Genomic DNA, 5,738 nt, shown 5'->3' on the forward strand with positions numbered 1-5,738 from the left:
TCGCAATACGTATCGCCAGCGCCCTGGCGGACACAACCTTGATGGCGCGCACGTTGACGGTTTCCAGGCAGGTCCTGGTCGCGTCGCCGGCTTACATCGGCCGTCATGGTTTGCCGCGCTCGGCCCAGGAGCTCGACAAGCACCGCCTGTTGACATTCATTGGTGCATCGTCGGATTGGGTGTTGAGCCCGGCACGCGGTGAGGCAGCCAAGGTCACGCCATCGGGGCGGTTCAGGAGCAATACCATCAGTGCGCTGCACGCGGCGACGTTGGCAGGGGCTGGTATTGCATGTTTCACCCAGGCCACGGTGCGCAATGACTTGGCGCTGGGCCAACTGGTGCCCATCCTGCCCAATTATTCATTAGGTGAGCGGCACTACTACGCCCTTTATCCCCAGTCCCGACACCTGGCACCAAAGGTGCGGGCGTTCGTCGATCATATGGCTGAGTTTTACGCCGCCCAATAAAAATCCCCCTACCGTTCGATAGGGGGATTTTTTTCGCTGCCGTTAAGTCAATCAGTGCAGCTTGAGCCTAGGCTCGGTGCCACGTCCGATCTTGCTGCCCAGCATCAGCATTGCCGTACGGAAGAAACCGTACAGCGCCATCTGGTGCATGCGGTACAGCGATACGTAGAACATTCGCGCCAGCCAACCTTCGAGCATCACGCTGCCGGTCAGGTTGCCCATCAAGTTACCCACAGCCGAGAATCGCGACAGCGAGATCAGCGAGCCGTAATCGGTGTACTTGTAGCTCGGCAGATCTTTGCCTTCGATTCGCAGCTTGAGCGACTTGGCCAGCAACGAGGCCTGCTGGTGAGCTGCCTGGGCTCGTGGTGGCACATTGCGGTCGGTGCCTAGTTGCGGGCACGCGGCGCAGTCGCCGAAGGCGAAGATATTTTCGTCGCGAGTGGTTTGCAGCGTCGGCAGTACTTGCAGTTGGTTGATGCGGTTGGTTTCCAGGCCATCAATGTCCTTGAGGAAACCGGGGGCGCGAATACCCGCGGCCCACACCTTCAGGCTGGCCGGGATCACCTGGCCGCTGCTGGTGATCAGGGCGTCCGCTGTCACTTCGCTGACTGCTGAGTTGGTCAGCACGGTTACCCCGAGTTTCTCCAGGGTTTTATGCACAGGCCCGCCGATCCGCTCCGGCAGTGCGGGCAATACCCGTGGCCCAGCTTCGATCAGGGTGATGTGCATGTTTTCCGGCTTGATGCGATCCAGGCCGTAGGCCGCCAGCTCATGGGCTGCGTTGTGCAGCTCGGCGGCCAGTTCAACCCCAGTGGCGCCAGCGCCGACGATGGCGACGCTGATTTTTTCTTCCACATCGGTTTGGCCGGCATGAGCACGCAGGTAGTGGTTGAGCAGTTGCTGATGGAAGCGCTCGGCCTGCTTGCGGGTGTCGAGGAACAGGCAGTGTTGTGCGGCGCCTTCGGTGCCGAAATCATTAGTGGTGCTGCCCACTGCGATCACCAGGCTGTCGTAACCCAATACTCGTGCGGGTACCAGCTCACGACCTTCTTCATCGAGGGTGGCAGCCAGCTGGATTTTTTTCTGCTCACGGTCAAGTCCGCTCATGCGTCCCAGTTGGAACTCGAAGTGGTTCCATTTGGCCTGGGCGACATAATTGAGTTCGTCTTCCGATGAGTTCAGCGAGCCGGCAGCCACTTCGTGCAGCAGCGGTTTCCAGATATGGGTCAGGTTGGCGTCTACCAGCGTGATGCTGGCGGTGCCGCGCTTGCCCAGAGTCTTACCCAGGCGGGTAGCCAACTCCAGGCCGCCGGCGCCGCCGCCGACGATAATAATACGATGGGTCATGGGGATATCTCGCAAGGCTAAAAGAAATCGGAGCAGTTACCCTCGCGAGCGCCACGCAGCTCATAGCGTCAGGTAACTCAAAAGGCGGCTCAGCAAACCGAGCCCGATCACCGCCACCAGCACCACACCAAGGAGCAGCCATGGCCTGAAAGGCTTGCGCTCGACTTGGTTCTGGGAGAGTTGCAGGTACTCTTCGACATGCTGTTGGTCATCGGGGTTCAGGCGGCTGGTCATAAAAGGCCTCGTCAGGTAGACGTTGCAAAAGGGCACCGCGTTACAGTCAGTGGAATGGCGGCATCGCCACAAGCGTAGCCTGTGCCCGAGTCACAGGCTGATGCCTACGTCGAATACTATGCTGCGGCCCAAGTTGTTGCGCAAGAAGTCCGGTGCATCCGGGTGGGCGAACAGCACCCGGGCAAAGGTCGGTCCCACCAACGACAGCGAACGCCAGCCCTGGCGCAAGTATTCGGTGGGCGGCGGGAAGTGGCTGTTGAGGTCCAGGACTTCACGCTTGAGGCTGGTGAAAGCGATCAGGTCCAGCTCGCCGAGGTCCATGCCGCGTTCTTTGTAGTTATGGGCTTTCTTGCGCAGGGTGGGGGCCAGGCGTAGCAGAAATTCATGGGCGGGAATGCGTCGCGGCTTGGCCTCGCGTCGTACCAGTTGGCTCAGGGAAAACGCACTGCGTCGGCGCAGCAGTTCATCGCGCCATTCGTCGTTCAGGCGCCGGCCTTCATCCAGAACAAAAAAAACCTCGAAACTGGCATCGCGAAACAATACGTCCGGCGGCTCCTGCCCGGCCGGGTGAAACTCTTCGGCTCGATAGGGCACATTCAAGCCTTGCAGCAGGCGCTGGCAGACCCAACGCTCACGCTCCCATTTGCGGGCATTGGACAAGAACGCATTGGCTTGTTCGGCCGCTACCGTGAGCAGGCGCAAATAATCTGAGTCATCCATGCTTGCAGCTTAGCGTCCAAATGATGACCACAGGAAGTCTTGCTTTAAAACGCCGGTGTAGACTGGCCATTGAAAAATGGCCCCAGGGAAGAGGTACGCCATGAGGTTTTTTGCAAGGGGGAGGCTCCCATGATCAGCGCAGCGGTATTGGCACCGGCCACCCTCGGCATCGGTTGGTTGTTGTTTGCGCCTTTGGTGCTCTGGGCAATCCTGCGTTCGCCCTGGGTTGAGTTGTTTGCCGACCGACGGCGCCAGCATTTGCTGTTCGGCACGGTGTTTGCGTTGTTCATGCTGTGGTTGGTGCGGCGGGATTTCGATACGGGAGTCTCCTATCACTTTATCGGCATGACCGCCGTGACCCTGTTGCTTGACTGGCCCCTGGCAATCATCGGAGGGCTTGCCGCACAAATGGGCCTGGTGTTGCTCGGACGTCAGGATCTGGCCGCCGTGGGGGTCAACGGCTTGTTGTTGATCGTGCTGCCGGTGCTGGTTACCGAAGGCTGCGCGCTGTTGGTGGAGCGAGCACGACCGCGAAATCCCTTTGTGTATATTTTCTGCTCCGGTTTTTTCGCTGCTGCGCTGTCGGCGTTGCTCTGTCTGCTGGTCGCGCTGTGCTTGTTGTGGTTCGACGGCCGTTTCGCGATGCCGGAATGGCTGGAAGATTTCGTCGGTTATCTCTGGCTGATCATCTTCCCCGAGGCGTTTATCAACGGCATGGTGATCAGTGCCTTGGTGGTGTTCAGTCCGGAATGGTTGGAGACCTTCAACCGCACCCGTTACCTCTCGGCGCCTTGGAAGGATGACGATCCGCAGCGTTGACCCAGATCAAATCTCGGCCAGCCAGGCAGGCCCATGCTCTGCGAAATTTTCCAGGAGCACGGATCATGAGTGTGTATGAGTGGGCACGGCAGGAGTTGCGCAGAAGCCAGGACGCGGCGCAGGAAATCGGTTTTGACCCGGGCTTGACCCTGCGTGCCATGCTCAGCGCGGTGGTACAGCAGAGCAAGGGTGTGCGCAGTTTCGAAGACCTGGCCGACGAGCTGCAATACCTTGCAGAGAACCTCGACGACCAGCAGGAATATGCTTTTATGCGGCCTTAGTGACGTGGCGGCAGGTCTTCGGAGAACAGTTCGTCTTCGGCATCCGGGGCGACGGGAATCTTGTGTTCTTCTGCTGCCCAGGCGCCCAGGTCGATGAGTTTGCAGCGGTCCGAACAGAACGGCCGGTTGGGGCTGGTCGCGACCCATTCCACGGGTGCACCGCAGGTTGGGCAGTCGACGGTAAAGGGTTGGCTCATGATCGGCCTCCACGCAAAGTAAGGTAAAAGTGGTGCAGTCGCTCGACCTCGCTATGCAGCCAAGCGAGGTCCTGGTCATTGACCAGTACGTCATCGGCATGGTTCAGGCGGTCTTCGCGGCTGGACTGGGCCTTGAGAATCGCTTGCACCTGTTGTTCGCTGATGCCGTCGCGCTGCAGGGTACGCTGAATCTGCAGCGATTGCGGCACGTCGATCACCAGGATGCGCTGGGTCATGCTGTATTGCCCGGATTCGATCAGCAGTGGCGACACCAGGATCGCGTAAGGCGATTGCGCACGTGCCAAGTGGCTGCGAATCTCCTCGCCGATCAGTGGGTGCAGCAAAGCTTCCAACCAGCGGCGCTCCTCGGGCACTTCAAAGATCAGTTTGCGCAACGCAGCGCGATCCAATTGGCCATCGGGCAGCAGCACGCCGGCACCGAAATGCTCAGTGATGCGCGCCAATGCCGGCCGGCCGGGCTCGACGACCCAGCGTGCGGCATGATCGGCGTCGACCAGGTCGATGCCCAGGTCGATAAAGTGCTGGGCGGCAGCGCTTTTACCGCTGCCGATGCCGCCAGTGAGGCCAAGAATCCAGGGTGTTGCGACAGAAGTGGTCATCTGAAACCGACAGACTGCAAATAGAAGTCGGTTATTTGACCACCCCAGAGCAATGCAATCCAGCCGGCAATCGCCAGGCATGGACCAAATGGCATCGGCGTCGAGACCCGGGACTTGCGCAAACGCATCAGAATCAGCCCGGCAAATACCCCTAGCAGCGATGCCATCAGCAGCGTCATTGGCAGAATCTGCCAACCTCCCCAGGCACCGAGCAGGGCCAGTAGTTTAAAGTCGCCATGGCCCATGCCGTCCTTGCCGGTGATCAGCTTGAACAGCCAGAACACCGTCCACAGGCTCATGTAGCCAATGATTGCGCCCCACAGTGCATCGGGCAGTGTCGTGAGCAAGGTAGCGCTGTTAAGGATCAGCCCCAGCCATAGCAGCGGCAACACCAGCACGTCCGGCAGCAGTTGATGGTCCACATCGATCAGGCTCATGGCCAGCAACCCCCAGCTCAGCACCATCACTGCGCCGGCCTGCCAACCAAAGCCGAAGTGCCAGGCAATGGTGGCCGAAACCAGTGCGCAGGCCAGTTCGGTAAAAGGGTAACGGGGGCTGATGGGCTCGCGACAATGAGCACAACGCCCCCGGAGCATCAGGTAGCTGAGCAGCGGGATATTTTCCCAGGGACGAATCGGTTGGTTGCAATGTGGGCAGCAGGAGTTGGGGCGCATCAGGTTGTAGGTGGGCCCGACAGGCACGATGGGCAGGCCAAGGATTTCGTGCGCCTGGGCACGCCATTCCCGTTCGAGCATCTTTGGCAGGCGCCATACCAGTACATTGAGGAAGCTGCCGACGATCAGGCCTAGCACCAGCGCCATCGCGACAAAAGTCCATGGAAGTTCAGTGAACAGCACGCTCAAAATGCGCTCCCCAATTGGAAGACCGGCAGGTACATAGCGATAACCAGCGCTCCGACAATGCCACCCAGCACCACCATGATCAGCGGCTCCATCAGGGTAGTGAGGTTATCGACCAAGTGGTCCACATCGGCCTCGTAATGGCTCGCGACTTTTTCCAACATGCCATCCAGGGTGCCAGACTCTTCAC

10 protein-coding genes are annotated in these 5,738 nt (G+C 59.6%); 3 read left to right on the forward strand and 7 right to left on the reverse strand.

Going from position 1 to position 5,738, the window contains the following annotated elements:
* The coding region (locus ACRESD_RS21210) for a substrate binding domain-containing protein (RefSeq protein ID WP_431752697.1) at nucleotides 1–467 on the forward strand (467 nt) is incomplete at its 5' end.
* Nucleotides 468–518: 51 nt separating this feature from the next.
* Here ACRESD_RS21210 and ACRESD_RS21215 read toward each other — a convergent pair.
* The 3 genes from ACRESD_RS21215 to ACRESD_RS21225 all read right to left on the reverse strand — a co-directional run bounded on the left by ACRESD_RS21215 (nucleotide 519) and on the right by ACRESD_RS21225 (nucleotide 2,771).
* Nucleotides 519–1,817 (reverse strand): NAD(P)/FAD-dependent oxidoreductase, encoded by a 1,299-nt coding sequence (locus tag ACRESD_RS21215; protein ID WP_431752698.1) that lies wholly within the window; start codon nucleotides 1,815–1,817, stop codon nucleotides 519–521.
* 60 nt (nucleotides 1,818–1,877) lie between these two features.
* Entirely contained in the window at nucleotides 1,878–2,051 is a 174-nt protein-coding gene (locus tag ACRESD_RS21220) for a DUF3094 family protein (RefSeq protein WP_090366854.1), read from the reverse strand.
* A 90-nt stretch (nucleotides 2,052–2,141) separates the two neighbouring features.
* On the reverse strand, nucleotides 2,142–2,771 hold the full coding sequence (locus tag ACRESD_RS21225) for a DUF1780 domain-containing protein (RefSeq protein ID WP_053254334.1): 630 nt from the start codon (nucleotides 2,769–2,771) through the stop codon (nucleotides 2,142–2,144).
* A gap of 129 nt (nucleotides 2,772–2,900) precedes the next feature.
* On the opposite strand from ACRESD_RS21225, the gene ACRESD_RS21230 reads away from it, so the two are divergent.
* Together ACRESD_RS21230 and ACRESD_RS21235 are read left to right on the forward strand one after the other, a co-directional pair.
* Entirely contained in the window at nucleotides 2,901–3,590 is a 690-nt protein-coding gene (locus tag ACRESD_RS21230; RefSeq protein ID WP_431752699.1) for an energy-coupling factor ABC transporter permease, read from the forward strand.
* A 65-nt stretch (nucleotides 3,591–3,655) separates the two neighbouring features.
* Complete coding sequence (locus ACRESD_RS21235; protein ID WP_003171680.1) at nucleotides 3,656–3,871, forward strand: hypothetical protein; 216 nt, start codon at nucleotides 3,656–3,658, stop codon at nucleotides 3,869–3,871.
* Here the strand turns inward: ACRESD_RS21235 and yacG are convergent.
* The 4 genes from yacG to ACRESD_RS21255 form a co-directional block, all read right to left on the reverse strand.
* Nucleotides 3,868–4,068, reverse strand: coding sequence for a DNA gyrase inhibitor YacG (gene yacG, locus ACRESD_RS21240; protein WP_431752700.1), 201 nt, complete (start codon nucleotides 4,066–4,068; stop codon nucleotides 3,868–3,870). The genes ACRESD_RS21235 and yacG overlap by 4 nt on opposite strands.
* Nucleotides 4,065–4,688 carry a dephospho-CoA kinase gene (gene coaE / locus ACRESD_RS21245; RefSeq protein ID WP_431752701.1) on the reverse strand — a complete coding sequence of 208 codons (624 nt, stop codon included), beginning with the start codon at nucleotides 4,686–4,688 and terminating at the stop codon, nucleotides 4,065–4,067. The genes yacG and coaE overlap by 4 nt, the downstream gene beginning before the upstream one ends.
* Nucleotides 4,685–5,551: a prepilin peptidase gene (locus ACRESD_RS21250; protein ID WP_431752702.1), complete on the reverse strand. Its 867-nt coding sequence runs from the start codon at nucleotides 5,549–5,551 to the stop codon at nucleotides 4,685–4,687. Before ACRESD_RS21250 ends, coaE begins: the two co-directional genes overlap by 4 nt.
* The coding region (locus ACRESD_RS21255) for a type II secretion system F family protein (RefSeq protein ID WP_431752703.1) at nucleotides 5,548–5,738 on the reverse strand (191 nt) is incomplete at its 5' end. The genes ACRESD_RS21250 and ACRESD_RS21255, both read right to left, overlap by 4 nt.

This window comes from Pseudomonas sp. (genome assembly GCF_050739995.1).
Lineage (GTDB): Bacteria > Pseudomonadota > Gammaproteobacteria > Pseudomonadales > Pseudomonadaceae > Aquipseudomonas.

Excerpts from the sequence above, each read along its gene's own strand:
- ACRESD_RS21220 (WP_090366854.1), bottom strand. The coding sequence starts at position 2,051 with ATGACCAGCCGCCTGAACCCCGATGACCAACAGCATGTCGAAGAGTAC.
- ACRESD_RS21235 (WP_003171680.1), top strand. The coding sequence starts at position 3,656 with ATGAGTGTGTATGAGTGGGCACGGCAGGAGTTGCGCAGAAGCCAGGAC.
- ACRESD_RS21230 (WP_431752699.1), top strand. The coding sequence starts at position 2,901 with ATGATCAGCGCAGCGGTATTGGCACCGGCCACCCTCGGCATCGGTTGG.
- ACRESD_RS21215 (WP_431752698.1), bottom strand. The coding sequence starts at position 1,817 with ATGACCCATCGTATTATTATCGTCGGCGGCGGCGCCGGCGGCCTGGAG.
- coaE (WP_431752701.1), bottom strand. The coding sequence starts at position 4,688 with ATGACCACTTCTGTCGCAACACCCTGGATTCTTGGCCTCACTGGCGGC.
- ACRESD_RS21225 (WP_053254334.1), bottom strand. The coding sequence starts at position 2,771 with ATGGATGACTCAGATTATTTGCGCCTGCTCACGGTAGCGGCCGAACAA.
- yacG (WP_431752700.1), bottom strand. The coding sequence starts at position 4,068 with ATGAGCCAACCCTTTACCGTCGACTGCCCAACCTGCGGTGCACCCGTG.